The sequence below is a fragment of the Aeromicrobium sp. CF4.19 genome (genome assembly GCF_051262555.1).
GTDB lineage: Bacteria > Actinomycetota > Actinomycetes > Propionibacteriales > Nocardioidaceae > Aeromicrobium.
Genome location: NZ_JBIMEU010000001.1, coordinates 851,557 through 875,183, shown reverse-complemented (window position 1 = coordinate 875,183; position 23,627 = coordinate 851,557). Strand labels below are relative to the sequence as shown.

At 69.9% G+C, this 23,627-nt stretch carries 24 protein-coding genes; 12 read left to right on the top strand and 12 right to left on the bottom strand.

Annotated elements, in window-relative coordinates; translation table 11 throughout:
* Positions 1-98 precede the first annotated feature (98 nt).
* Complete coding sequence (locus ACHAAC_RS04425; protein ID WP_435714740.1) at positions 99-1,601, top strand: N,N-dimethylformamidase beta subunit family domain-containing protein; 1,503 nt, start codon at positions 99-101, stop codon at positions 1,599-1,601.
* 324 nt (positions 1,602-1,925) lie between these two features.
* On the opposite strand, the gene hisD is transcribed toward ACHAAC_RS04425, so the two are convergent.
* The 3 genes from hisD to ACHAAC_RS04410 all read right to left on the bottom strand — a co-directional run bounded on the left by hisD (position 1,926) and on the right by ACHAAC_RS04410 (position 3,847).
* On the bottom strand, positions 1,926-3,242 hold the full coding sequence (hisD, locus tag ACHAAC_RS04420; protein ID WP_435714739.1) for a histidinol dehydrogenase: 1,317 nt from the start codon (positions 3,240-3,242) through the stop codon (positions 1,926-1,928).
* Positions 3,243-3,352: 110 nt separating this feature from the next.
* The gene (locus tag ACHAAC_RS04415; protein WP_435714738.1) at positions 3,353-3,493 is read right to left on the bottom strand and encodes a hypothetical protein; all 141 of its coding nucleotides are present in this window, start codon (positions 3,491-3,493) and stop codon (positions 3,353-3,355) included.
* 27 nt (positions 3,494-3,520) lie between these two features.
* Complete coding sequence (locus ACHAAC_RS04410; RefSeq protein WP_435714736.1) at positions 3,521-3,847, bottom strand: hypothetical protein; 327 nt, start codon at positions 3,845-3,847, stop codon at positions 3,521-3,523.
* A gap of 242 nt (positions 3,848-4,089) precedes the next feature.
* Between ACHAAC_RS04410 and ACHAAC_RS04405 the strand changes: the two genes are divergently transcribed.
* The gene (locus ACHAAC_RS04405) at positions 4,090-5,004 is read left to right on the top strand and encodes a LysR family transcriptional regulator (protein ID WP_435714735.1); all 915 of its coding nucleotides are present in this window, start codon (positions 4,090-4,092) and stop codon (positions 5,002-5,004) included.
* A gap of 144 nt (positions 5,005-5,148) precedes the next feature.
* Complete coding sequence (locus tag ACHAAC_RS04400; protein WP_435714733.1) at positions 5,149-5,304, top strand: hypothetical protein; 156 nt, start codon at positions 5,149-5,151, stop codon at positions 5,302-5,304.
* A 14-nt stretch (positions 5,305-5,318) separates the two neighbouring features.
* Here ACHAAC_RS04400 and ACHAAC_RS04395 read toward each other — a convergent pair whose 3' ends face one another.
* Positions 5,319-5,768 carry a DUF6841 family protein gene (locus ACHAAC_RS04395; RefSeq protein ID WP_435714731.1) on the bottom strand — a complete coding sequence of 150 codons (450 nt, stop codon included), beginning with the start codon at positions 5,766-5,768 and terminating at the stop codon, positions 5,319-5,321.
* Positions 5,769-6,034: 266 nt separating this feature from the next.
* Between ACHAAC_RS04395 and ACHAAC_RS04390 the strand changes: the two genes are divergently transcribed.
* The 3 genes from ACHAAC_RS04390 to ACHAAC_RS04380 all read left to right on the top strand — a co-directional run bounded on the left by ACHAAC_RS04390 (position 6,035) and on the right by ACHAAC_RS04380 (position 7,864).
* Positions 6,035-6,604, top strand: coding sequence for a hypothetical protein (locus ACHAAC_RS04390; protein WP_435714730.1), 570 nt, complete (start codon positions 6,035-6,037; stop codon positions 6,602-6,604).
* 64 nt (positions 6,605-6,668) lie between these two features.
* Entirely contained in the window at positions 6,669-7,229 is a 561-nt protein-coding gene (locus ACHAAC_RS04385) for a GNAT family N-acetyltransferase (RefSeq protein WP_435714729.1), read from the top strand.
* A 311-nt stretch (positions 7,230-7,540) separates the two neighbouring features.
* Entirely contained in the window at positions 7,541-7,864 is a 324-nt protein-coding gene (locus tag ACHAAC_RS04380; RefSeq protein ID WP_435714728.1) for a hypothetical protein, read from the top strand.
* Positions 7,865-7,870: 6 nt separating this feature from the next.
* Here ACHAAC_RS04380 and ACHAAC_RS04375 read toward each other — a convergent pair whose 3' ends face one another.
* Positions 7,871-8,611, bottom strand: a complete 741-nt coding sequence (locus tag ACHAAC_RS04375; RefSeq protein WP_435714727.1) for a MerR family transcriptional regulator — start codon at positions 8,609-8,611, stop codon at positions 7,871-7,873.
* A 128-nt stretch (positions 8,612-8,739) separates the two neighbouring features.
* Between ACHAAC_RS04375 and ACHAAC_RS04370 the strand changes: the two genes are divergently transcribed.
* Together ACHAAC_RS04370 and ACHAAC_RS04365 are read left to right on the top strand one after the other, a co-directional pair.
* Positions 8,740-10,311: an alpha/beta fold hydrolase gene (locus tag ACHAAC_RS04370; RefSeq protein ID WP_435714725.1), complete on the top strand. Its 1,572-nt coding sequence runs from the start codon at positions 8,740-8,742 to the stop codon at positions 10,309-10,311.
* A gap of 112 nt (positions 10,312-10,423) precedes the next feature.
* Positions 10,424-13,423, top strand: a complete 3,000-nt coding sequence (locus tag ACHAAC_RS04365; RefSeq protein WP_435714724.1) for a glycine--tRNA ligase — start codon at positions 10,424-10,426, stop codon at positions 13,421-13,423.
* A gap of 10 nt (positions 13,424-13,433) precedes the next feature.
* Here the strand turns inward: ACHAAC_RS04365 and ACHAAC_RS04360 are convergent, their stop codons facing one another.
* Entirely contained in the window at positions 13,434-14,912 is a 1,479-nt protein-coding gene (locus ACHAAC_RS04360; RefSeq protein ID WP_435714723.1) for a hypothetical protein, read from the bottom strand.
* Between the two features lie 77 nt (positions 14,913-14,989).
* Between ACHAAC_RS04360 and ACHAAC_RS04355 the strand changes: the two genes are divergently transcribed.
* Together ACHAAC_RS04355 and ACHAAC_RS04350 are read left to right on the top strand one after the other, a co-directional pair.
* On the top strand, positions 14,990-15,667 hold the full coding sequence (locus ACHAAC_RS04355) for a DedA family protein (protein WP_435714780.1): 678 nt from the start codon (positions 14,990-14,992) through the stop codon (positions 15,665-15,667).
* A gap of 42 nt (positions 15,668-15,709) precedes the next feature.
* Complete coding sequence (locus ACHAAC_RS04350) at positions 15,710-17,188, top strand: NAD-dependent succinate-semialdehyde dehydrogenase (protein WP_435714721.1); 1,479 nt, start codon at positions 15,710-15,712, stop codon at positions 17,186-17,188.
* A gap of 3 nt (positions 17,189-17,191) precedes the next feature.
* Here ACHAAC_RS04350 and ACHAAC_RS04345 read toward each other — a convergent pair whose 3' ends face one another.
* The gene (locus ACHAAC_RS04345) at positions 17,192-17,755 is read right to left on the bottom strand and encodes an NYN domain-containing protein (protein WP_435714720.1); all 564 of its coding nucleotides are present in this window, start codon (positions 17,753-17,755) and stop codon (positions 17,192-17,194) included.
* 133 nt (positions 17,756-17,888) lie between these two features.
* On the opposite strand from ACHAAC_RS04345, the gene ACHAAC_RS04340 reads away from it, so the two are divergent.
* Both ACHAAC_RS04340 and ACHAAC_RS04335 read left to right on the top strand, forming a co-directional pair.
* Positions 17,889-18,539, top strand: a complete 651-nt coding sequence (locus ACHAAC_RS04340) for a hypothetical protein (RefSeq protein WP_435714719.1) — start codon at positions 17,889-17,891, stop codon at positions 18,537-18,539.
* A complete protein-coding gene (locus ACHAAC_RS04335; protein ID WP_435714718.1) occupies positions 18,536-19,201 on the top strand; it encodes a hypothetical protein in 666 nt (221 codons plus the stop codon). The genes ACHAAC_RS04340 and ACHAAC_RS04335 overlap by 4 nt, the downstream gene beginning before the upstream one ends.
* A gap of 10 nt (positions 19,202-19,211) precedes the next feature.
* Here the strand turns inward: ACHAAC_RS04335 and ACHAAC_RS04330 are convergent, their stop codons facing one another.
* The 5 genes from ACHAAC_RS04330 to ACHAAC_RS04310 form a co-directional block, all read right to left on the bottom strand.
* Entirely contained in the window at positions 19,212-21,164 is a 1,953-nt protein-coding gene (locus ACHAAC_RS04330) for an ABC transporter ATP-binding protein (RefSeq protein WP_435714717.1), read from the bottom strand.
* Positions 21,164-21,472 carry a hypothetical protein gene (locus tag ACHAAC_RS04325; RefSeq protein ID WP_435714715.1) on the bottom strand — a complete coding sequence of 103 codons (309 nt, stop codon included), beginning with the start codon at positions 21,470-21,472 and terminating at the stop codon, positions 21,164-21,166. Before ACHAAC_RS04325 ends, ACHAAC_RS04330 begins: the two co-directional genes overlap by 1 nt.
* A gap of 29 nt (positions 21,473-21,501) precedes the next feature.
* Positions 21,502-22,416, bottom strand: a complete 915-nt coding sequence (locus ACHAAC_RS04320; protein ID WP_435714713.1) for a DAPG hydrolase family protein — start codon at positions 22,414-22,416, stop codon at positions 21,502-21,504.
* Positions 22,413-22,676, bottom strand: a complete 264-nt coding sequence (locus tag ACHAAC_RS04315; RefSeq protein ID WP_435714712.1) for a hypothetical protein — start codon at positions 22,674-22,676, stop codon at positions 22,413-22,415. The genes ACHAAC_RS04320 and ACHAAC_RS04315 overlap by 4 nt, the downstream gene beginning before the upstream one ends.
* Positions 22,677-22,756: 80 nt before the next feature.
* On the bottom strand, positions 22,757-23,602 hold the full coding sequence (locus tag ACHAAC_RS04310; RefSeq protein WP_435714711.1) for an SDR family oxidoreductase: 846 nt from the start codon (positions 23,600-23,602) through the stop codon (positions 22,757-22,759).
* Positions 23,603-23,627: the final 25 nt, after the last annotated feature.

Here is a 23,627-nt window from a genome sequence, read left to right as displayed (position 1 = left end):
CCGGCGCCCAACGAGTCTGGGTCGAGATCCCTCGGGAGGACGGCCATCCCGCAGCGTGGTGCTATTCGGACAAGCGATCGTACCTGCACGGTGAGACGGTGGATCTGTTCATCTCCTCCACCGTTTCGGAGCTGGACCTACGGATCTACCGAGATGGGTTCCAGGAAACGACGGTTCACCAGAGTCGCCACACTCCGGTCAGTTTCCAGCCTGTCGCTGCGAATGCATACGAGGCTGGCTGCGGCTGGACCGTCACGGACTCGTGGACCGTCCCGGAGGATCTGGAGCCGGGGCCGTACCTGGTCGAGATGCGCGACTCTCGCGCGCCGAAGGGCGCACGGCCGCTGGGCCACCACTTCTTCATCGTTCGCAGTCCAGCCGCCGGCACCAAGGCGATCGTGCAGGTACTGGCCACATGCACCTGGTCTGCGTACAACGACTGGGGCGGAGCAAGTCACTATTTCGGCTTGACCCCCGACACTGCCCGCGGGCGATCCCCCATCCTGTCCACCCAGCGTCCATGGGCCCGCGGACAGGTCTGGTTGCCCGATGGTGCTCCTCGCATGGTCAGCCCTGCCCGACCCAGCAGACCCCAGCCGCCTCGCTACGAGTTCGTGGAGTGGGCCTACCTCAACGGTTACGCCAAGTACTACGCCGCTTCGGGGTGGGCGACCTACGAACGCCATTTCTTCCGCTGGGCGGAGGCACAAGGCCACGAAGTCGACCTCCTTGTCCAGGAAGATCTCCATGCAGAGGCCGAGGCTCTTTCGCCCTATCGATGCGCAGTGTTCTCAGGTCACGACGAATACTGGACGACGCAGATGCGGAGCCACGTCGACGACTATGTCGCCGCAGGCGGGCACGTGGCCCGTTTCGCCGGCAACTTCATGTGGCAGATCCGACTCGACCTGGAACAGGGGCAGCAGGTTGCCTACAAGTACGACGCCACCACCCAGGATCCGGTGGCAGGTACCGAGGCGCAACACTTGCTGACCGGTGCCTGGGAGGAGCCTGCTGTCGGAAACCCCGGCGCCACAACCTTCGGGGTCAACGCATTGCGCGGTATGTACGCGGGCTTCGGCGCCTTCGCGCCACGCTCATCGCGGGGCTACACGATCTTCCGGCCTGAACATTGGTCGCTCGATAGCACCGGCCTCGGCTATGCCGACACCGTCGGCGACGAAGCCGCCGTCTTCTCCTACGAAGTCGACGGCCTCGATTATGTGTTCCGAGACGGTCTCCCTTACCCAAGCGGAACCGACGGAGCACCTGAGAACCTGCAGATCATTGCGATGAACTGGTCGACGGCCGCCGAAGACGGCCGGGACGTCGACGAGAGCTACTTCATGCTCGGCGACGGGGATGCTCGATACCGCGCCAGCATCGCAGGAGAGGACTACACCGAACAGAACCGCCGCCGCTTCGCCCGCGGGGCGGGAATGATCGTCTCCTTCCAGCGCGGCGCAGGCGAGGTGTTCACTGCAGGAACCTGCGAGTGGGTGAACGGACTTCGTGTCCGCGACCACTACGTCACCGCGATCACCGACAACGTCCTGCGCAAGTTCGGCGGGGCCGCACGACGCGGAGGCCCGTCGACGTAGGAGGACGCCGGCAGATCGTCGCCGAACTTCTCGGACCACTCCGGGACCTGCGGGATCTCGGCCTTCCACTCCTCCGGGCCAACCGCGAGCGCCTCCTTGGTCATGGTGAGACCGTGCGCATCGAGCGAATCCGGTGCCGTGACATGGCCGATCCGGGTCTCGACCGCGGCGGCCTAACCGTCGATCCGCTCGACGATCTACGTGAGCACTCGACTGTTCTCGCCGAAACGGTCGCGTTTGGCAAGCGCTGCGACCTCTTCGACCGATCGGCGATTCCTCGACAGGTGGGTGGCTACCCGATGCCTGTGTGCTCTCACCGCCCGATCACTCCGCGATCCGCTCGAGTCGCATGGTGGCAGTGGCGCTGTGTGCGGCCATTCCCTCGGAGTCGGAGATGATCTGCACCGCGTGAGCCAACTCGGGCGTCGCCTCGCGGGTGACCTTCTGGTAGGTCAGCGGTTTGACGAAGCGCGACACGCTGAGGCCCGCGCTGTGCTTTGCACCGCCCGCGGTCGGAAGCACGTGGTTCGTGCCGGCCATGCCCTTGTCTGAGTAGGCAACCGTGCTCCACGGGCCGATGAACAGAGAGCCGTAGTTCGTCAGGTTCGCGTGGTACCAGCCGTCCTCGGAGGTGATGATCTCCAGGTGCTCGGGGGCCAAGTCGTCCATGAGCTTGGCAGCGCTCTCCTTGTCGCGAGCGACCGTCACACTGCCGTAGTCGCGCCAGGCCGGCCCGCAGATGTTCGACGTCGAGAGTTCGGCCAGCTGGCGCTCCACCGCATCGAGCACTTGCTGACCCAAGGCCTCCGAAGTGGTGATGAGTGCCGCAGGAGAGTCTTTGCCGTGCTCTGCCTGGCCGAGCAGATCGGCAGCGACGATCTCGGGGTCGGCGGTCTCGTCGGCGATGACAGCCACCTCGGAGGGGCCTGCGAGAAGGTCGATGGCCGCGCGACCGAAGAGCTGTCGCTTCGCCTCGGCCACGTACGCGTTGCCCGCGCCTACCAGCATGTCCACCGGGGCATCCTCGAGGAGCCCAAAGGCCATGGCGGCCAGAGCCTGCACACCACCGAGCACGAATACTCGGTCCACACCCGAGACATGAGCGGCGTAGACGACTGCATCGTTGGCCCCTCCGCCGGGTTGCGGGGGAGTGCAGCTGATGACCGTCGGCACGCCTGCAGCCTTCGCGACGTTCACAGTCATGAACGCGCTTGCCGTGAGCGGGAATTGACCAGCGGGCAGATAGGCACCCACCCGCGACACGGGCACGTACTTCACCCCTGTGACCATGCCCGGCAGGATCTCAGTCTCGAAGTCCGTCAGGTGGGAACGTGTCTCGGAGGCGAAGATCGCGGTCCGCTCGGCGCCGAGCTCGATGGCCTGGCGTAGGTCGTCGGGAAGGCGCGAGCCGCTCTCAGCAATCTCCTTCGGCGTCAACTCGATCTCGCTTCCCTCCCAGCCGTCGAGCTGCTTGGCGTAGTCGAGGACCGCGTCCATGCCTCGCTTCTGAATATCGCTGAGCATGGTGGTCACAGTCTCGATGACCTGCGGATCGCGCTGCGCGGACGGAGTGTCGGAGCCGGGCTTGAGGTGGTGGAAGGAGCCCTCGAGCTCGGCGAGGATGTCCGGTGAAAAGCGCATTCTTGGTTCCAATCGTTGTTGTACTCGTTGTTGTATGAAGGGCAGCAGACGAAGCCCACCCGGAAGGGTTGGGGGCGGGTCGTCCCGCCACTCGGTCGAGATGACGCTGCTCAAAAGAGGGGCGGGTGCTTGGGGTGGCCAAGCACCAGAGCGGTCGAACCTTTCTCCACGACCAGCTCTGCCCCTGGCATGACGACGATGCGACCGGCGGTCTCGCGGGCCAACTGCATCTCGTGGGTGACGGTCATCATCGCTGTCCCTCGACGCTTCCCACGCGATCAACGCCGGCCGCGCGCGTTTCTCTCCTCGAGCGCGCGGTGCAGGTCATCCTCGGCATCCTGTCCCGGCGCGATCCCCCGCGGGATCCGAAGCAGGAACACGGCGCCCAGCACCCACCATGCGACGAACAGGATGTACGACGCCGGACTGATCGATGCGGGCATGCCCGGGATGTACAGGCTCAGCAGCCCCGCGCACAGGACGACGCCTGCGACGCCGAGGGCAGTGCCGCGCGCGCCCGAACCGCCGGCGACGAAGGGCCGGTGCATGCCTGGCTCTCGCCGCCGCAGGATGACGAACACGACGCACACGAGCAGGTAGGTCACGACAATGCTCGGCGACCCAGCGTCCACGAGCCAGCCGAGCATGTCCGCACCGAAGAACGGCGATCACCGACAGCGCTCCGACGACCAGCACGCGTTCACGGGCGTGCGGAACCGCGGGCGCGGTTGGGCGTGCCATGGATGCTCCGGGGTCTCGGCGGGTTCGGTGGTTGGTCAATGACGGTATGAGACCCCGTCTCATAACACAATCGGGGTTTTCAGGGCTTTTAGCATAGGGTTTACCTGTGACATTGGCGCAGCTTCGAGCCTTCGTGACCGCGATGGAGCTCGGGACCTTCACCGCGGCGGCGGACAAGTTGGGCATCTCGCAAGCGTCGATCTCGGAGCTCGTCGTTCGGCTCGAAACCGAGATCGCGGCGCAATTGTTCGTGCGAGGAGGCCCCCGTCGGCTTGTCCCGACCGCCGCGGCCTCCGAGCTGCTCTCGCATGCCAGGAAAACTCTGGGTGCCGCCGACGACGCAGCGTCGGCGATGCGCTCGCTCAACTCGCTCGAGGGGGGCGTCGCGACGTTCGGCGTGCTGCGGAACGCCGAGTACTACGGCCTGTCGAACCTGGTCCATGACTTCCGCCAAGCTCATCCCGGCGTGCGCGTCCGGATGGTCGGGCTGAACTCGCACGCGGTCGCCAAGGCCGTTTCTGCCGGCGAGCTCGAGGCGGGGTTGGTCGTGCTGCCGGTCACCGACGCAGGCCTCGACATCGAACCCCTCATGGTCGACAACGTGCTGTTGGCGACGCGCGGCACGCCCCCTCCCGGTGGGCGGGCATCCCTGCAGCACCTCATCGAGCGAGGCACGATCCTCTACGACGCCACGAGCGGGTGGGACGATCCGACGCGGAGACAACTCATGGACAGGGCGCACGCAGCCGGCCTCAGGGTTGAGCCGGAGATCGAGGTCGAGCACGCGAGAGCCGCGCTCTCGCTGGTCGCCGCCGGTGCGGGCGCGACGATCGTGAGCGCGTCGATCGTCCGCAGCGCAGCCGTGCCGGACGGGGTCGACACCTATCCGTTCGAGGAGCCGTTCCAGGAGACGATCGCGCTGGTGACGAGACGCGGCGCTCCCGTCTCACGCGCCACGCAGGTGATCGTCGGCACCGTGAGGCGCACGATCGTGCAGTGGACTCCGTCCGCGGACACGTGACCCAGGGTCAGCGCTCGAGCCGGTACGGCGCCATCCTGCCGTGCGCGCCTGCATCGCCCGCTGCTGGCCGGCGGCGCCACCCCGCCGGAGCCAGCCAACCGGGTGATCGAGCTTCTCACCCCGGCGCCGCTCACTTCACTGGTCGTGGCGAGCACGTTCGGGGACGGTCAGAGCCTGGTCATCGATGCACGCTTCGCCGGCGTGCTCCTCGTCCTGGCTCTCCTCTGGCTCCGAGTGCCCTTGTTCCTATGCCTGGTGGCCGCGGCTACCACGGCAGCACTGGTCGGCACCATCTCGTAGTGCTGTTCCTTCGCTCAGTCGTTGGTGAACGTGGCCAGGTCGATGCCGCGTTCGGTGGCGAGGGCTTGGAGCTTCTCGGCGTCGTCGGTCTGGATGCAGACGCAGGCCTGGAGGCCGTCGTCGTCGCGTCGGACGATGTAGTAGGCGTTGCTGTCGGTGAGCTCTTCGCCGTCGGTGTCGTGGAAGAGCCAACGGACCTCGATGAGCTTGATCGCGTCGGTGAGCTGCTGGATGTCGAGGCATTCGTGGCTGACCGACGCGAGGCCGAGCTCGCGGTACAGGGGATAGGACTGCTCGAGGCCTTGGGCCATGGACTCGCGGTCGTCGAGAACGCCGGCGAAGCTGTCGTCGATGATCATGCCGGGTGTGGCCCACAGGTCGGCGGCGGCCTCGGCATCGAAGGCCGTGAGGGTGGCGGCGTAGCGAGTGAGGTAGTCGTCGACCTCGGGGTCGGTGTGGTTCATTCCTCGACCCTAGGTGCGACCGCCCTCAGGGCCGTGGTGGCGCTTGGGATGCCCCAGCGATCCGGGTGCGATGTTCACCGCGCACCGACAGCAGTGCAGATTCAGAGAATGAGCCTCGGGCACTGGAAGATCTGGAATCTCCGTCGTGCAGGCGAACGGGCGCTCGATGGTCATGCGTCCACTAGGCTCACTGACGACCCGAGGTCAGGAGCTGAAGTGCCCACGTGAACCATCCACCGCAACATCGCCCGCCGATCGACCAGGCCGTGAGCCACGTTCGCCGGCTGCGGGCACAGGGCACCCCCGACCTGGAGATCGAGCATCAGCTCCTCCGGTCCGGGTGGCCACGTCCGTTGGTGCGTAAGGCGCTTCGAGGTGTGCAGCCGTCCGGGTTGCGGCGCTACACCGTGCCCGCCGTGGTGCTCTTCGCGATCTCGGCCCTGCTCTTCGTCGTCGGGCTCGTGCTGCCGGCCTACGAGACCCTCGCGCCGGACGGCCCGTCGACCAACCTCGGTGCACAGGCCTTCTTCCTGGGAGCCCTCTACTTCTGGTGGCCCGTCGGCTGGTGGGCGGCGTGGTGGGCTAATCCCCTCATCTGGTTCGGCGTCATCCTGCGTACGTGGCTGCCCAGAGCCGGCATCGCCGGCGCGATCGTGGCCACAGCGGCGGTCCCGCTCGGACTGGTCGCGCTGACGGCACGCACGACCTATCTCAACGAGAACCTCGACGAGGCCCCGGTCGAGGTCGGTCCCGCTGCCTACGTCTGGGTGGCCTCACTGCTGTTCGCCGTCATCGCGCTTTGGCTGCCGCACCGGAGGGAAGCCGCGGCCCGGTGATCTCGGCCCATCCCAGCCGTGAGGACACGGTGCCGTCTCGCAGCGCTGAGTCCATCATAGAGCCATGACCTCGTCCCCGCTCCCGCCGTGGCCGAGGACGCCACCGGCGCACGGCAGGGTCGAGCTCCGGGCGGTCGCAGAGCGCGACGCGGGGATGGCCCGGGAGCTGTCGAGCGACCCCTACGTGCCACACGTCAGCTCGCTCCCGGCCGATGCCAGCGAGGTCGACGCCCTGGCCTGGGTGGAACGACAGCAGGGCCGTCACGCCGAGCGAGCCGGGTTCTCCTTCACGATCGTGGAGGCAGCGACCGAGGAGGCCGTGGGGCACTGCGGGCTCTGGCTCGAGGAGCTCGACGAGGGGCGGGGCACTGCGGGCTGCTCGATCATCCCTTCGGCCCGTGGACGGTGGCTGGCTGCCGACGCCCTCTCGGCGCTCACCGTGTTCGGGTGGACGCTGCCGGGCTTGTTCAGGATCGCGCTGTACATCGAGCCCTGGAACGTCAGGTCGATCCGGACCGCCGAACGGGCCGGTTACGCCCACGAAGGCCTGCTGCGCAGTCACCGGGTGATCGCGGGTCAGCGTCGAGACATGCACCTCTATACGGCCATCAGGCCGGTCGAGTGAACACCAGCCATGGCTGAGCACGGTCACGCCCTGTCCGTGGGGCGGGGCTGACAGCGATGTACGAGCAGCGCGAGGGGACCGATCCCGGTCAGCTCGTGCAGATGCGGGAGCTGGCGAGCCGTGCGTGGAGCTGGTCGAGCCGATGGCATCCGGGCGAGCTGGCCTGGTTCTGGTGGGAGCACGGTGGTCCCTTGGCCGCCTGGCAAGTCTCCACGTGGCGAACGAACGGAAGGGCGGTCGCCTGGCCAGTACCTCTCGATGGCGTTACGGTCGACGGAAGGTCACTCCAGTCGATCCCCGGGGGGATTCCCATGAAGATGCTCCGTTCCGTGCTCGCCGTCGTGATGATGGCGAGCATGCTCATTCTCGGTCAGGGACTCACGTCCTCGGCGTCCGCGGCCCCGCAGTGTGAGGGTGAGTACAAGCCGGGCGTGGTGTGCGAGACCGGAACGTTCCGGCAGGGCTTCTACCAGACTCCGCTGGCCTGTGACCGACAAGGCCGCTACTACGTCGACACCGTGCGCCAGGAGACCAGTGACGGCCCGGTCGGCTGGTACACGTGGGAGTGCGACTCCTACCAGACGGTGGACGGCCAGGTGTGGCTGCTGCTCCTGCGTGGTCTGGTCAAGAAGTAGGACACGTCAGCGGGCCTCGCGTCGCGGGGGCCCGGCGAGCATGATGGCTCGCGCGACGACGTCGACTTGGGCCCGGTTGTACAGGTGCTCGGTCGCCAGGTCGAGGGCCCGGGTCGCCGCGCTCCTGCCCACCGGCGAGCCCGTCGTCGGGTCCTGCAGCAGCGGATCCTGCTCCCGCGTCAGACGCATGGAGGGGGTGAGCCGCTCGGCAAGGGCGGCCCGGGCTGCCTCGTCGGCATCGACGGGCAGCGCGTCGAGCTCGGCCAGGACGGGGTCGTCCTGCATGGCCAGCACCCGCTCGGCATAGGTCTGCAGGACCTCGGGACTGACCACTCGCGCCAGGATCGTCTGGAAGTGGCGGTCGGCGTCGGTGAGGTCGTGGTCCGCGAGAGGGAACAGGCGCTCGTCGTGGTCGATGCCTCGCGAGGGCTCGTCCAGCACCTCGGCGAGTCGCGCCCGGGTCCGCTCCAGCCGCTCGATGGAGGCGGCCAGCTCGGCATCAAGGCGCCGCAGCTCCTCGGTCGAGTGCTCGGGGTCCTCCGGTAGATCGGCGATCTCCGAGAGGCTGAACCCGAGATCCACCAGGGAGCGGATCCACAGCAACCGCAGCAGGTGCGGGACGCCATAGGTCTTGTAGCCGTTGACGCGACGCTCGGGCACCTCGAGCAGCCCGACCTCGTGGTAGTGCCGCACCGCCCGCAGCGTCGTTCCGGCCAGCTCGGCCAGCTCACGCGTGCTCCACGCCATGTTCGCCCCCGGTCCTCGCGGGCCGCCCGGACCGGGTCCCGCGTCTGCGACTTGACTATGCCGCAACGGCACGGTGTGGGCTAGCCGGGTCGACGTCGCCACTCGGGGGACGTCCAGCGAGGAGGATCATGTCTGCCCACCGCCCGTATCGCCACCCGCGCCGTCGGTCCGTCACCGTCGCGGCGGCTCTGACCGCCCTGCTGGCCGCGACCGCCTGCACCGCTGGCGGCTCGTCCGAGGACGATGCCCTGGAGCGTTTCCACGACCAGGAGCTCTCCTGGGGGTCCTGCGAGGGAAAGGAGCCCTCCGACGTCGAGAAGGAGCTGTTCGTCGACCCGTTCGAGTGCGCTGCCCTGGAGGTGCCGCTCGACTACGACGACCCCGACGGCGAGACGATCGACATCGGACTCATGCGCCTTCCCGCCAAGGGCGACGCGGACGAGCGGGTCGGGTCCCTCGTCCTCAACCCCGGTGGGCCCGGCGGCCCCGGCACGGCCCAGGCGGCCGTGGCGTCCGTGGCCTTCAAGGACACCCGGGTGGCGGAGCAGCTCGACGTCGTCGGGTTCGACCCCCGCGGCGTCGGGACGTCCGAGCCGGCCGTCAAGTGCTTCACCGACGAGGAGCAGGACGCCGGCGACAACCAGGTGACCCTCCTCGGATCCGCCGGTGAGTGGGACGAGGAGGACGTCCGGGCCCTGCGCGACCGCTGCGCGGAGCACTCCGGCGGGGAGGAGATGCTCGGTGCCGTCGGCACGCGCAACGTCGCGCAGGACATGGACGTGCTGCGCGAGGCCCTGGGGGACGAGAAGCTGACCTTCGCCGGACAGAGCTACGGCACTCGCCTCGGCGCCGTGTACGCCGAGATGTTCCCCGACAACGTCCGGGCGATGGTGCTCGACGGTGCGGTCGACCCCACCCAGGGCACCGCGGAGCGACGCCGGGACCTGCACGAGGGGTTCCAGAGGTCCTTCGACCTGATGGCTGCCGACTGCGCAGAGCAGGAGGACTGCCCCCTCGGTGACGACCCCGAGCAGGCGACCGAGGTCTTCCAGGACCTCGTCCGCCCGCTCGTGGACGACCCGGTGCCGGCCGGCGACGGTCGGACCCTCGGGTTCAACCTGGCGACCGGCGGCGTCACCTCCGGCCTGTATTACGCCGAGCAGTGGCCCGCGATCATCGACGGCATCAGGCAGCTGAAGGACGAGGGGCGCGGTGACGTGCTCATCGCGCTCGGCGACACCTTCGGCGCCCGCGCGGAGTCCGGGAGCTGGAACAACCAGACGGAGGTGAACCTCGCCATCAACTGCAACGACGAGCAGCGCCGAACCCCCGAGGAGGAGGAGCAGCTGCGTCAGGACACCTTCGATGCCAGCCCGTTCATGGATCCCGGACGTCCGGTGGAGGGCGTGACCCGCGACGCCTGCGAGGACTGGCCGAGCGAGCCCACCCTCGGGTTCCCCTACGCGCAGGACGTGGAGGAGCTCCCCGAGTCGCTCGTCATCTCCGTCACCGGCGACCCGGTCACGCCTTTCGAGGCCGGCCAGAGCCTGGCCGACTCGCTCGGCGGCACCGTCCTGGAGGTCGAGGGGGAGCGGCACACCGTCTTCCAGGCGGGTCTCAGCCCGTGCGTCACCGAGGCCGCCGTCGACTATCTCGTCGACCTGGAGATGCCGGACCCGGAGCTGCGCTGCGAGCTGTGACGCCTGGCCTTCCTGGCCGAGTCCGCCGTGCCTTCCACGGCACGGCGGATTCGGTGCGGGGCGGCGGCGCAGATAGGCTCGGACGGTCCCCGCCCTCGATGAGTGAAGAGCCATGACGACGACGCCCGCCCCCTCGGTCCCCACGATGCAGCAGGTGATCCTGCGGCTCCAGAAGTTCTGGTCCGAGCGCGGCGCCCTCATCGGTCAGCCCTTCAACACCGAGGTCGGCGCCGGTACCGGCAACCCGTCCACCGCCCTGCGGGTCCTGGGCCCCGAGCCGTGGAACGTCGCCTACGTCGAGCCCAGCGTCCGGCCCGACGACGCCCGCTACGGCGAGAACCCCAACCGGCTGCAGACGCACACGCAGTTCCAGGTCATCCTCAAGCCCCCGCCGGGCAACCCGCAGGAGATCTACCTGGAGAGCCTGGAAGCACTGGGCATCAACACCCGCGCGCACGACATCCGCTTCGTGGAGGACAACTGGGCCTCCCCGGCGCTCGGTGCGTGGGGCCTGGGCTGGGAGGTCTGGCTCGACGGGATGGAGATCACCCAGTTCACCTACTTCCAGCAGGCCGGCGGCCTGCCGCTGGACCCGGTCGCCGTGGAGCTCACCTATGGCCTCGAGCGCATCGTGATGTCGCTGCAGGGCGTCTCCCACTTCACCGAGATCCAGTACAACGACACCGTCACCTACGGCGACGTCTACCTGCAGTCCGAGTACGAGATGAGCCGGTACTACCTCGACGATGCCGACGTCGAGCTGAACCGCCAGCTGTTCGACTCCTACGCCGCCGAGGCGCAGCGGATGATCGAGGAGAAGCTGCCCGTCCCGGCGTACTCCTACGTGCTCAAGTGCAGCCATGCCTTCAACGTGCTCGACGCCCGCGGCGCCATCAGCACCACCGAGCGGGCCCGCTCCTTCGGGCTGATGCGCAGGCTGACGCGCGCCGTCTCAGAGCTGTGGGTGGCCCGCCGCGAGGAGCTGAATTTCCCGCTCGGCCGGCCTGAGCCGTTCGTGGCGCCGGAGGTCGAGGCCCTGCCCACCGTCGAGGACACACGATCGCTGCTGGTGGAGATCGGCGTCGAGGAGCTGCCGCACACCGACGTCCTGCGCGCCGAGCAGCAGGTGGCCGACGCCGTCCGTGAGCACCTCTCCGCGACGTCCCTGGAGCACGGCGACATCGCCGTGCACGCCACGCCGCGCCGCATCGTGCTGACGATCGCCGACGTCGCCCCGGGGGAGGCCGACTCCGCCAAGACCGTCCGCGGCCCCAAGGTGGCCGCCGCCTACGACGACGCCGGTGAGCCCACCAAGGCGCTCGCCGGGTTCCTGCGCGGCAACGGCGCCGAGCCCGACGACGTCGTGAAGGCCGAGATCGACGGCAACGAGTACGTCACCGTGGAGAAGCAGGTCACCGGCCGCCCCTCGCCGCAGATCGTCGCCGACCTCGTGGGCGTGGCCGTCCGCTCGCTGCGCTCCGAGCGCAACATGCGCTGGGGCGATCCCGAGCTCAGCTACTCCCGACCGATCCGCTGGCTCGTCGTCCTGCTGGGCGAGGACGTCGTGCCGGTGGCCGTCTCGTCCCTCGTCTCGGGCCGCACCACGCGCGTCCTGCGCAAGGCCGCCACGGAGCTGGTGGAGATCACCAGCGCCGAGGCCTACGCCGGGGTGCTCTCGAACCACAACATCATCGTCGATCGCGACGAGCGGCGTGAGGTCGTGGCCAACGCGGCCGTCGGCGTCGCCCGCGAGATCGACGGTCGGGTCGACGTGGAGGCCGAGTCCGCCCTGGTGGATGAGATCACCGATCTCGTGGAGGACCCCCATCCCATCCTCGGCTCCTTCGAGGAGCGCTTCCTGGAGCTGCCGACGCCCATCCTGACCACCGTGATGCGCAAGCACCAGCGCTACCTCCCGGTGGTGGACGAGTCCGGTGAGATGCTCCCCAGCTTTGTCACGGTCGCCAACGGCCCGTGCGACCGCGAGGCCGTGCGCGCGGGCAACGAGTCGGTCATCCGGGCCCGCTACGAGGACGCCGCCTTCTTCTGGCGAGCCGACCTCGAGGTCACCCCGCAGGAGCTCCGCTCGCGCCTGGACGCACTGACCTTCGAGACCCGGCTGGGATCCTTCGACGACCGCGTGAATCGGATCGCCGCGCTCGCCGACGTCCTGCTGGAGTCCTACGACCTCCCCGAGGAGGACGTCGCCACGGTGCGCCGCGCAGCAGAGCTCGGCAAGTTCGACCTCGCCTCCCAGATGGTCGTCGAGCTCTCCTCCTTGGCCGGCACGATGGCGCGCGAGTACGCCGTGCGCGGCGGTGAGACCGAGGCCGTCGCCCAGGCGATCGCCGAGATGGAGATGCCCCGCACCGCCGCTGCGGCCGGACCCCAGAGCGTGCCCGGCGCGGTGCTCTCGCTGGCCGACCGGTTCGACCTGCTCACCAGCATGTACGCGATCGGCTCCATCCCCACCGGCACGTCCGACCCCTACGGCGTGCGTCGTACCGCCCTGGGCATCGTGCGTGTGCTGCGCGAGTTCGGTCAGCTGAACGCCGTCTCGGTGCCCGAGGGCATCGCTGCCGCCGCCCGGCGGTTGTCGGCCGACGGCATCGAGGTCGACCCGGCGGCGCTGGAGCAGGCGGCCGCCTTCGTCCGCCAGCGCTACGAGCTGCAGCTGCTGGACGCCGGCGCCCGGCACGAGCTCGTCCGCGCGGTGCTGCCTGCCGCCGATCGGCCGGCCGCCGCGGATGCTCTGCTCGCCTCCCTGACCGAGGCCGTGGAGGCGGACACCGACGGGGCCGTCCTCGGGGCCGTCCAGCGCGTCCTGAGGATCCTGCCGCCGGACACGCCCACGAGCGACGTCCCGGCCGAGACTCCGGCCGAGCGCGCCCTCGAGCGCGAGGTCGTCCGCCTGGAGGAGGCGATGTCCGGCCGCGACCACGACGTCGCGCACCTGTTCGCCTCGGCGGGAGACCTGCCGGCCTTCGTGGAGCAGTACTTCGAGGACGTCCGGGTGATGGACCCCGACCCCGACGTCAAGGCGGCACGTCTCGGCCTGCTCGCCCGCCTGGCCGCCGTGGCCGTTCCCGTCGTCGCGTGGAACGAGCTCTGAACCACGGCCGTCACTGGTAGGTGACGAGGTCCGGCGTGGGGTCGATCCTCCACGTGGCCCGGGGGTCGAGCATCGGCTCGTCCTCGTCGATGAAGTTCTTCCAGCCCCAGGCGATCCCCTCGGGGGCGCCGCGGCGGATCGTGCCCCACGTGTCTCGCTTGGCACCGGGAGTGCCCTGACCGTCGACGTGGATGACGGTGGTCAGCTCGGGGTGGGTGGTCACGAGGTCCCCGCGGTCGCGGATCATCGGTCGGGAGAACTGGTGCAGCACGAAGAGCTTCTGGGGCAGACCCGCGTCGCGGGTGAGCTCGGCCAGCCATGCCGAGACACGGTTGACCTCACCGGCGGAGACGGAGCCGATCTGGCGCAGGTGACGCTGCCCGCGGCCCAGCCTCCACTCGGGATCCAGCGCCAGGCCGACGTGCGGTCGCTCCAGCAGGCTGCGGTACCGCTTGGCCTGGGTGAGGAAGTCCGTTCGGCCGGGCTGGAGGTCGAGCACGACGTACATCCCGGCCTCCTCGGCGGCACGGACGAGCGGCTCGACGTCCGCCACGTCGGTCTCGGCAGAGAAGTCCTTGTCCCGGCCCGGCTCCGAGGAGGCCACGGTCACGATGAGCTCGAAGGCAGGGACCACCGGGTCGTCGGCGATCCGGTCGTAGCGGGCGGCGAGCCGCTCGGCCCGCTGCACCGACGCTCGGGGGCCCTGCTCCCCGAGCAGACCGAGCGAGGGGCTGCGGTGATGCCCGTAGAGCGCCACGAGGTGACGGCCCGGAAAGACCAGGAGCCCGCCGCCGAGCTGTTGGCGATCCTCGCGGATGCTGTCGACCTGGTAGCGCAGACCGTGACGGAACGATCGTCCGAGCCCGACGACGGGCGCCTGCGGTCGGGCCGCGAGCACGTCGACGGCCTCGGGCGTGGCGCGCGGGTCGGACGAGGGCACCTCCACGACGTCGGCCCCGGCGTTGCGCGCGGTCGTGACGGCGGCGCGGGACCCTGCGGCATCGCGCACCAGCACCACCGCGTCGTTCTCCTGCTCCTCGGGCACGTCGTGCGTGCGTCCGACGTCCTCGACCGCGGCGTCGACAGCCTCCTCGGTGGGCTCGACCTGCCGGCTCCGCGCGACGTCGGACGTCGCGCCGACGCTCAGGACGACCTCGGCACCCAGGCGGTCCAGCTCCTCATCGACCGCTCGCGACTCCAGCAGGACCGGGGCGCGCAGCGCGGCGCCCGCGCGGGTAGCCAGCTGTTGCGCCTCGCCCGCCTCGGCCGGCGCGAGCACGGCCACCTCGGAGGAGGCGTAGAAGCGTCGCGCGGCCTCCAGGGCGAGCCCGGCCGGCGTCCGCGCCTCGGCCACGTCGACGTCTCGTTCCAGGGGCGTGAACGTCGCCGCACCCGAGCGGATCGCCCCGTCGTCGGTGCAGGCGGTGAGGGCCGCGGCTGACAGGGTCACGCACAGCAGGAGACGCGTCGCGCGCACGGACAGGGCCACGGCCCAGACGGTAGGCGTTGGCACGCGGGACCGTGAAGTCGGGTTGTCCGTCCGGCTATCCTCCTCAGGTGACGTCGATGGTCGGGCCAGCAGCGCTGTCCCAAGCCGCTGCCGATGGCCCCGACGGCGGGCTCGCCGGGTTCTTCGTCGAGCTGATGGACCGGCTGGGTCTGCTGGGTGCAGCCATCGCCGTCGGCGCCGACAACCTCTTCCCGCCGATCCCGAGCGAGATCATCCTGCCGCTGGCCGGGTTCGCCGCCGCCCAGGGCACCTTCTCGCTCACCGGCGCTCTCCTGGCCACCACCGCGGGGTCGGTCATCGGCGCGATGGTGCTGTACTGGCTCGGCCGTGGCTACGGTCGCGAGCGCACGGTGTGGGTCTTTGAGAAGACGCCGCTGCTGAAGGTGAGCGACCTCGAGCGCACCGAGGCGTGGTTCACCAAGCACGGCTACAAGGCGGTGTTCTTCGGCCGGATGGTGCCGATCTTCCGCAGCCTCATATCGCTGCCTGCCGGGGTCGAGAAGATGAGCTTCGGCATGTTCATCGCGCTCACCACCGCCGGCAGCGCGCTGTGGAACTCGATCTGGGTCATCGCCGGATACCGGCTCGGCGCCGAGTGGGATCGCGTCGAGCCCTACGCCGACACCTTCCAGAAGCTCGTGATCCTCGCGGTCCTGCTGGTCATCGCCGTGTTCGTCGTCGTGCGCGTCCGCCAGCTGCCGCGCTTCCCGCGCCGTCGGCCACGCAAGCCCTGAGCGGGAGAGCCGGACGCTCGTCGCCGCGCTAGGGTCGGCCGCATGAGCATCTCGTCGTTGTCAGGGGCCGAGCAGCAGGCCATCGAGTCCGTCCACCCGCGTCTCCTCATCGGCGGTGAGTGGCGTGACGCCTCAGACGGGGCGACGCTCCTCGTGGAGGACCCCTCCACCGGTGGCCCGCTCACGAGCGTCGCCGACGCGACGGTGGCCGACGGCGCGGCCGCGCTCGACGCCGCCGTCGCAGCCCAGCCCGACTGGGCCGCCACTCCTCCGCGCGAGCGCGGCGAGATCCTGCGCCGCGCCTTCGACATGGTCATCGAGCGGACCGAGGAGCTGGCCCTGCTGATGACGCTGGAGATGGGCAAGCCGCTCGCGGAGAGTCGCGCCGAGATCGCCTACGGCGCGGAGTTCCTGCGCTGGTTCTCCGAGGAGGCCGTGCGGGTCTCCGGCCGCTACTCGGTGGCCCCCAACGGGGCCACCCGCCTGCTCACCCTGAAGCAGCCGGTCGGGCCGTGCCTGATGATCACGCCGTGGAACTTCCCCCTCGCGATGGGCACCCGCAAGATCGCACCGGCCGTCGCGGCCGGCTGCACGATGGTCGTCAAGCCCGCCTCGCTCACCCCGCTCACCATGTTGTGGCTGGCCGGCGTGATGCGAGAGGCCGGGCTGCCCGACGGCGTCCTGAACATCGTCACGACGTCGCGCACGGGCGAGGTGATGGAGCCGCTCATCCGCGACCCGCGGCTGCGCAAGCTCACCTTCACCGGGTCCACGGCCGTGGGTCGCTCGCTCGTCGAGCAGAGCGCCGAGGGCCTGCTCCGCGTCTCGATGGAGCTGGGTGGCAACGCCCCCTTCGTGGTCTTCGACGACGCCGACCTCGACGCCGCCGTCGACGGAGCGATGCTCGCCAAGATGCGCAACATCGGCGAGGCCTGCACCGCGGCCAACCGTTTCATCGTGCACGAGTCGGTGGCGCAGGAGTTCGGTCGACGCCTGGCGGAGCGGATGGGTGCGCTCAGGGTGGGCCGCGGGACCGGTGACGACGTCGAGGTCGGCCCGCTGGTCGAGCAGAAGCAGCGCGACTCCGTCGCCGAGCTCGTCACGGAGGCCGTCGACGCCGGGGCCACGGTGCTCACCGGTGGTGAGGTGCCGGACGGGGCGGGATGGTTCTATCCGCCCACGGTGCTGACCGACGTCCCGCTCACCGCACGAGTGGCCACCGAGGAGATCTTCGGCCCCGTGGCACCGATCTTCACCTTCTCCACCGAGGAGGAGGCGCTGCGCATGGCCAACGACACCGAGTACGGGCTGGTCGGGTACGCCTTCACGCGTGATCACGCCCGCGTCGTCCGGGTCTACGAGGGCCTGGAGACCGGCATGGTCGGCATCAACCAGGGCATCGTCTCCAACCCGGCCGCCCCCTTCGGCGGCGTCAAGGCCTCCGGCTTCGGTCGTGAGGGCGGCTCGGAGGGCATCGAGGAGTACCTCGAGACCAAGTACGTCGGTCTCGGCGGCCTCTGAGGCTCAGAGGAAGTCGGCCGGGTCGAACTCGTCGATCGGGATGATCCGCAGGCGCGGCAGCGTCACGGTGAACGCCTCGACGTCGTGCTCGAGGTCCAGCAGCTCCAGGCCCCGGGCCTCGAGGGCGTCGAACCCGCCGTTGCGGAACTCGTCGAAGCCCATGACGGCGACGCGCCGTTCGCCCTGCACGAGCGCCTCGACCTGGGGGAGGAAGTCGCCGTCGTTGCTGGCCAGCACGACGTCGTCCTCCCGACCGGCCAGCTCGGCGAGCGTGCGCTGGATGGCGATGTCGACGACCTTCTGGTCCGGCTGTCCGGACAGCGCAACCGGTCGGTAGCCGATGGCCGTCAGCGCCTGCACGAACGTCATCGGCAGCTCGTGATGAGTGACCGCGAGGAAGAAGAGCCCCTTGACCGGCTGGTCCCAGTGCGCCTCGGTGAAGCGCAGCAGCCGGTCCCATCGCGGACGCTCCTGCGACTGCGGTCGACGGCCGAGGATGGAGACCCCGAGCGTGGCGTCGATGTTCTCGCCGTCGACGAGCAGGTAGGTGGTGCGGGCTGCGTCCATGCGCGCAGCCTACGACGCCGCGGTCACAGGGACGGCCGTGCGCGCCTCGACTCCAGCATCAGGCCGCCCCGACGGCGTCGTATGCTGCCGTGACGACGAGGCCTCGGGGCCGAAGGGGGTGGCGACGATCCGAATGGTCGACAGGCGGTGGGTCGCGATGCTGCTGGCGCTGCTCGTGGTGGCAGGATGCAGCGCCGACGAGGTCACGACGGATGAGTCCGAGGGTGCTGCCGAGCAGGTGGGTGAGGAGCTGCCGAGGATCATCGGCATCCTGAACTACGACCTCGACGCCGATCTGCGCCGGCAGACGCTCGATGCGACGGCGACGGCGGCGGGCCGCGAGGTCCTGCGCAGCGAGATCGAGCGGCTCCGGGGGGCCGACCTGCGCGAGGCCCTCGCCGAGGACGTCGACGTCGAGACGCAGCGGTACGCGCGCATCGGGTCGGCCATCACCCCCTGGGTGCGGGTGCAGGGATTCCTCGATGCTGCTGCCGCACAGGACGCCGAGGTCGATGAGATCGATGAGGCACGCATGGGCCGTGAGTCCTTCGGACCGCTCAGCATCGACACGGTGGTGGCGATGGTGGGCTCCGGTGTCGTGGCGGGGGACGAGCTCCCGGACGCGTTGCGCGGGGCCCGGTCCGGTGACGCCGAGGACCTCGAGGCCGAGGAGCGGGCGGAGCTGACGAGCGAGGCCCTGGTGGTCGTCGGCGACTACGTCGCGCCGGCGGACCTGATCAGCATCTACCGACTCGGGATCGACGACTGGAGGGCGACGCAGTGAGGCTTCGCAGGATGTCGCTCGCCGGCATCGCCGCACTCGCGCTGGCGCTCGCTGCGTGCGGCGGCGAGGAGGTCACGACGGCCGAGTCCGAGCGCGCTGCCCGGGGCGTGGCTGAGCAGGTCCCCGCGATCGGTGAGCGGCTCTATGCCGACCCGGATGCGCTGGTGGCCCGTCGCGACGACGTGGCCGTCGCCGCCGCCTCTCCGTCCGGCCGGGAGCTCCTGCACGCCGCCGTCGACGAGCAGCGGATCTCCGAGCTGCAGGCCGTCCTCGACGACGACCTGCGTGACCCCGTGCGCCACCAGCGGATCAGGATCGTCCTGCAGCGCTGGGTGGAGGTCCAGGGCTTCGTCGACGGGGCGGCCGTGGTCGCTGACGACCGTGCCGGGGACGATGACGAGGAGCTCGAGGAGGATCGCCGTCTCGGCTCCAGCACGGCCAGGATCGCCACGGCGCTCGCCCTCGTGGAGCTCGACATCGTGCCTCGAGACGAGGTCCCCGACCAGCTCCTGCGTGACGGCGAGCCCGTCGTGCTGGAAGACCTCGACGAGGACGAGCTGGGCAACGCGCACCAAGCGGCAGAAAACGTGGCGAACGGGAACCTGACCTACCAGGACGTGGTGATGGCCCACGAGCGGGGCTTCGACCAGGCCCTCGAGTGAGGCGCCGCGGTCACAGGGGGACGTCGGCTCGACGTGAGTCGGGCCGTCCGCCGCGCCGCTCCTGGGTGAACTGCTCGGTGTAGAGCCGGGCGTACAGGCCGCCGGCCTCCAGCAGCTCGTCGTGCGTGCCCTGCTCGACCAGCCGCCCGTCGGAGATGCCGAAGATCACGTCGGCGTTGTGGATCGTGGAGAGCCGGTGCGCGATGGCGATGGTCGTGCGGTTGTCGGTGGCCCGCTCGAGGGCCTCCTGCACCAGCCGCTCGGTCTCGGTGTCCAGGGCCGACGTCGCCTCGTCGAGGATGAGGATGCGGGGGTCCTTCAGCAGGACCCGGGCGATCGCCAGGCGCTGCTTCTCGCCACCGGAGAGCCGGTACCCGCGCTCCCCGGTGACGGTGCTGTAGCCGCCGGCGAAGCCCATGATCCGGTCGTGGATGTTGGCGTCGCGGGCCGCCTGCTCGATCTCGTCGTCGCTCGCGTCGGGCCGGGCGTAGGCGAGGTTGTCGCGGATCGTGCCGTGGAAGAGGTACGGCTCCTGGGTGACCATGCCGACGGCGTCGGCGAGCGAGCCCATCGTCAGGTCACGCACGTCGTGACCGTCCACGAGCACGGCCCCTCGGGTGGCGTCGTAGAAGCGCGGCACGAGGTAGGTGGCCGTGGTCTTGCCCGAGCCGGAGGGACCGACGATGGCCGCCAGCTGCCCGGGCTGCACCCGCAAGGAGACGCCCCGCAGGGCCCACCCGTCGGACCGCTCCGGCTGGTCGGCGTCGACGGGCCGGTCACCGTCGCCGTAGCGCGAGCGTGCCGGGCTCCCGGTGAGGGTCCGCGGCTCGGGGTAGCGGAACCAGACGTCCCGCAGCTCCACGCCACCGGCGGCACGAGGATCCAGCGCCACCGCCGCCTCGCGCTCGGTGATGGCCGGCGTCAGGTCGAGGTACTCGAAGATCCGGCGGAACAGGGCGAGCGACGTCTGCACGTCCAACGTCACGCGCATCAGCTGCAGCAGGGGCATCTGCAGCCGCGCCTGCAGCGTCGTGAACGCCACGAGCGTGCCGGCCGTCAGGGCGGCGTCACCCCCGGGCATCGCGCCGGTCAGCATGAGCCCGGCCACGAGGTAGATGAGCGCCGGGGTGATGGCGAAGAACGTCTGCACGGTGGCGAAGAACGTTCGGCCCGTCATGGCCTGGTCCACCTGGAGCCGCACCTGCTCGCGGTTGGACTCGCGGTAGCGCTCGGTCTCGGCGTCGGCCCGGTTGAACACCTTGGACAGCAGGATGCCCGACACGCTCAGTGCTTCCTCGGTGATCGCCGTCATCTCCGACAGCGACTCCTGGGACTTGCGGGCGAGCTTCTGGCGTCGCTTGCCCACCTGCAGCTGGACGGCGATGAAGACGGGCATCAGGATGAGCGTCAGGATGGTCAGCTGCCACGACAGCAGCAGCATCGCGATGAACGCCGCGGCGACGGTGACCGTGTTCTGCAGGATGGTGGTCGCCGTGTCGGTGAGGACGGTGCGCACGCCGGCGACGTCGTTGGCCAGCCTGGACTGGATGGCACCGGTCTTGGTGGCGGTGAAGAAGGCCAGCTCCATCTTCTGCAGGTGCTCGAACAGGGCACCGCGCAGGTCCGCCATCGCGGAGTTGCCGACCGTGGCGGTCAGCCAGTTCTGCCCGACCGAGATCAGAGCCGTGACGACGGGGATCGCGCACATCGCCGCAACGAGCCAGCCGAGCAGCCTGAGGTCACGGCTGCCGCCGTCGGTGGGGAAGAGCGCGTCGTCGAAGACCGCCTTGGTCAGGAACGGGACGACGGAGGTCAGTCCTGCGGCGATGACGACGGCGATGCCGACGAGCACCAGCTTGCTGCGGTAGGGCCGCAGGAGGGTGGCGATGCGTCCGAGGACGGGGCCGTTGTCGGCGCGGATCTCCTCCTCGTCGAGGTGCGTGACGTTGACCCCGCGGGGCATCAGCCGTCGACCCGCGAGAGCACCAGCTCCTCGCGCAGCGTGACCAGCTCGGGGGTGCCCCAGACGCCCGCGTCGGTGCGGAGCATGGCCCACAGGCGCAGACCGCCGGGCGTGGGGGCGAGCGTGGCGTCGACGGTGAGCTCGAAGGGCGTGTCGGCCTCGGTGGCGGCGACGGCCACGGCGGCGAGGACCTCACCGTCCTTCGTGACCAGCTTGACGGTGAGCACGCCGGCGGCCGGTGGCTCGGCGTGGTCGCGGATCGTGGCCGAACCGGTGACGGACAGGACGGCGTCGGTGCTCGTGGTCATGCCTCCAGCCTAGGTGCATCGAGTGCGGTTCACGGGGTGCCGTCGAACTCCCGGTGGAGGTCGGGAAGGAAGGAGGCGAGGTGGTTCATCTCGGCGGCACAGTGGACGACCATGTCGTACCCGACGTCGGGCCCCATCACCGTGGCGATGACACGGGGGAGCACGGCGTCGCCGAGCGTGCGGGCGGCCGGGCGGGTCAGGAGAGCAGCGCCCCGCCCGTGCACGGAGTGAGCCGGTAGGTCGAGCACCTGGGAGTCGCTGAGGAAGAAGCGGCTGCGCATCTCGCAGCCATGGTCGGTGGGACGGATCTGGTGGATGAGCCAGCCCATGGCCACGGGGTACTGGCTGAGCCCGACGCGGGCGCAGATCACGGTGTTCCCGGGGGCGGGTTCGTCGAAGCCGAGCCGCGTGGGGTCGAGGAAGCGGATGGCGAGGCGCTGCAGGGTGCCACCCACGTACTCGTCGGCGTAGGAGACGTTGTCGATGTAGCGCTGGCGGTCGGTGAGGGTGCGGTCGGCGCTGCGGTTCTCACCGACGGCCGTGAACTGGTGGGCGTCGGGGTGCCACAGCTTGTAGCGGGCGCTCTCGCAGGAGTGCCAGCCGAACCACCAGTCCCACATCTCTGCGGTGACGTTCGGCATGTCGGTCAGGACGTTGATCATCCATCCGCCGGGGACGCGGGTCCATCCGGTCTCCATCTTCTGGTAGCCCGGTCGCGACATGATGCGGGCGGCGTCCTCAAGACCGTAGGCGTGCTCGGTCGGGGCCATGCCTGAGAGCAGCACCTCACGGACGTGGTCCTGGACGGGCAGGCAGTCGGTGCGGAAGTACGGGGCGTACGGCTTGGCCATGTCGTCGTCCCGGTAGCCGAGGTAGCGGGGCTCGGCCCGGTAGGTCGCGGGGAGGGGAGCGCGGTCGGTGGCGGTGGGGACGTACTGACTCATGCCGGTTCCTTTGCGGGTCGGGGCGCAGGCGGCGGGGGCAGATCCCGGGGCATGCGGTGGGCGTGCACGATGCTGACGACCATGACGATCAGGAACCCGGCGAGATGGCTCAGCAGTCCCGCGCTGACCCCGACGTCGATGGCGGGAAGGACGAGTCGTCCGACGAGGTAGAGCGCCAGGGCGGCGGTCAGCGGGCAGAGGACTCCGTGCGTGATCTTCATGCGCAGCGCGAAGGCAAGCCTGCGGAAGTGGCTGTTCATCGAGTCATCCCTTCGCCTGACGTTGACGAACCCTCTCCATCGTGCCCACGACGGAGGGGTCTGCGCCAGTCCCTGCTCGCTCAGCGCGCCCCGGGTGAACCGGCGACGGCCTTCTCGAAGGTGGTGGCGGGTCGCCCGAGCAACGCCTCGACGTCGCCGCTGACCGCGGCGAGCTCGCCGTCGCGGATCGCGGTGTAGGTGCTGACCCAGGCGTCCATCTGCCACGCCGGTGCTCCGTAGGAGGCGCGGCTCGCGCGGGCCTCGTCCTCGCTCTCGTCGACGAAGGTGTGGTCGCGGCCGGTGACGCTGGTGAGCCGCTCGGCGATCTCGGTCAGGGTGAGCGCCTCGGGGCCGGTGAGGTCGTAGGCCCGGCCGGTGTGGGATCCAGGGTCGGCGAGGACGGTCGCGGCGACGGCCGCCACGTCGTGCTGGGACACGGCAGCCACCCGACCGGACCCGGCGGGGCCACGGATGACGCTGGACTCGTCGGCGAACAGGGCGAAGACCTCGGCGTAGAAGCTGTCCCGCAGGAAGGTGTGGTCCAGACCGGAGTCCACGACGATCTGCTCGGTGGCGCCGTGGTCGCGCCCGAGTGTGAAGGTCGACGTGGGGGACGCCCCGACGAAGGAGGTGTAGACGAGGTGCTGCACCCCGGCCTCGCGGGCGGCCCGGACGAGGGTCGTGTGCTGGTCGAGCCGGTCGGCATCCTCCCGACCGGACACGAACAGCGCCACGTCGACGCCTTCGAGAGCGTCGCGGGCCCCGGTGAGGTCGGCGTAGTCGCAGTGCGCCGTCGGCAGGTCGACGGCACCGAGCCTCTCCGGACGCGGGGCGAGCAGGCGGGGGCGGTGGCCTGCGGCCGCGAGCAGGCCCGCGGTCAGCCCGCCGATCACGCCGGTCGCGCCCGTGACGGCGATGGTGGTCATGGTCGGCTCAACCACGGGTGGCCCC